Raw genomic sequence first — 1,857 nt, 5'->3', positions numbered from 1 at the left:
ACCAAACAATTTTTTGCCGAAAATTGCAAAGGACGAAAGAAAATGAATACAAGCAGCGCCGAATTTTTAGCTTCTAAAGCTAACCAAGACACAGCAAACTCCAATTCCACAGCGAATGCGCCCGAAATGATTGGCGCTGAGATGTTGGTACAGGCTTTACATAAAGAGGGTGTTGAATACGTTTGGGGTTACCCAGGTGGTTCCGTTCTCTTTATCTACGACGAAATTTTTAAGCAGGACAAGTTTGAACACATCCTTGTTCGCCATGAACAAGCAGCAGTACATGCGGCCGATGGTTATGCGCGAGCAACCGGTAAGGTTGGCGTCGCTCTAGTCACTTCGGGCCCTGGCGTAACCAATGCGGTTACCGGAATCGCTACTGCCTATACTGATTCCATACCGTTGGTAGTCATAAGCGGTAACGTGCCGACTTACGCAATTGGTGAAGATGCTTTCCAAGAGGCTGATACCGTTGGCATTACTCGCCCAGTGGTAAAGCACAACTTCTTGGTAAAGGATGTGAAAGATCTTCCTTTGGTAATTAAGAAGGCTTTCCATATTGCGCAAACAGGCCGCCCAGGCCCGGTATTGATTGATATTCCTAAGGATGTATCTGCAGCCAAAGGAGCGTTCATCTACCCAGAAACATTGGAGATGCGTTCATATAACCCAGTGGTAAAGGGGCATAGCGGACAGATTCGTAAAGCGGTTTCTTTATTGCAGGAAGCCGAGCGCCCATTCATTTATACCGGTGGTGGTGTGATTTTGGCCGATGCCGCTCCAGAATTAAAAGAGTTTGCTGATTTGTTGGGTTATCCAGTTACCAACACTCTGATGGGTCTTGGTGGTTTCCCAGGTACCAGTCCACAGTTTGTGGGCATGCTTGGTATGCACGGCACCTATGAAGCCAATATGGCGATGCAGCACAGCGATGTGTTGATTGCAATTGGGGCGCGTTTTGATGACCGCGTGATCGGTAACACGGCCCACTTTGCAAGCCATCCACGCAAGATCATTCATATTGATATCGACCCATCTGTTATTTCTAAGCGGGTGAAGGTAGATGTGCCCATCGTTGGCAATCTCAAAGAAGTTTTACAAGAAATGACCGCTCAGCTCAAGGCTGCTGGCCCACGCAAGAATGATGCCAAGTTAGCTGCGTGGTGGGAGCAGATTAATGAGTGGCGTAAAAAAGATTGCTTGAAGTATGACGAAGCTTCGCAGATCGTTAAGCCACAGTACGTAGTTCAGAAATTATGGGAGCTCACGGGTGGTGATGCATTTATTACTTCTGACGTTGGTCAGCATCAAATGTGGGCCGCTCAGTTCTATAAGTTTGATAAGCCACGTCGCTGGATTAACTCTGGTGGTCTGGGCACTATGGGTGTGGGTTTGCCTTATGCCATGGGTATTAAGAAAGCATTCCCAGAGAAAGATGTATTTGCTATCACTGGTGAAGGCTCTATTCAGATGTGTATTCAAGAACTCTCCACTTGCAAGCAGTACAACACGCCTGTAAAGATTGTGTCATTGAACAACCGTTACCTTGGTATGGTTCGCCAATGGCAGGAGCTGACTTACAACAAGCGCTATTCCAGCTCATACATGGATTCATTGCCAGACTTTGTGAAGTTGGCTGAGGCTTTTGGACACGTTGGTATGCGTATTGAGAAGAAGTCGGATGTTGAGGGCGCTCTTAAAGAAGCGATTCGCTTGAAAGATCGAACCGTGTTTATGGATTTCCAGACAGACCCAGAGGAAAACGTTTGGCCAATGGTTCAAGCGGGTAAGGGTATTACTGAAATGCTTTTGGGTAGCGAGGATCTCTAATGCGACATATTATTTCTGTATTGATAG

Annotated in this window: 1 protein-coding gene; it reads left to right on the top strand. The window is 46.7% G+C overall.

The genetic code is table 11. From position 1 onward, the window contains the following. Nucleotides 1-42 precede the first annotated feature (42 nt). Nucleotides 43-1,830 (top strand): acetolactate synthase 3 catalytic subunit, encoded by a 1,788-nt coding sequence (locus B7Y67_RS16765; protein ID WP_293599602.1) that lies wholly within the window; start codon nucleotides 43-45, stop codon nucleotides 1,828-1,830. Nucleotides 1,831-1,857: the final 27 nt, after the last annotated feature.

This window comes from Polynucleobacter sp. 35-46-11, from assembly GCF_002281105.1.
This window is presented reverse-complemented; position numbering and strand designations above follow the sequence as displayed.

Excerpts from the sequence above, each read along its gene's own strand:
- B7Y67_RS16765 (WP_293599602.1), top strand. The coding sequence starts at position 43 with ATGAATACAAGCAGCGCCGAATTTTTAGCTTCTAAAGCTAACCAAGAC.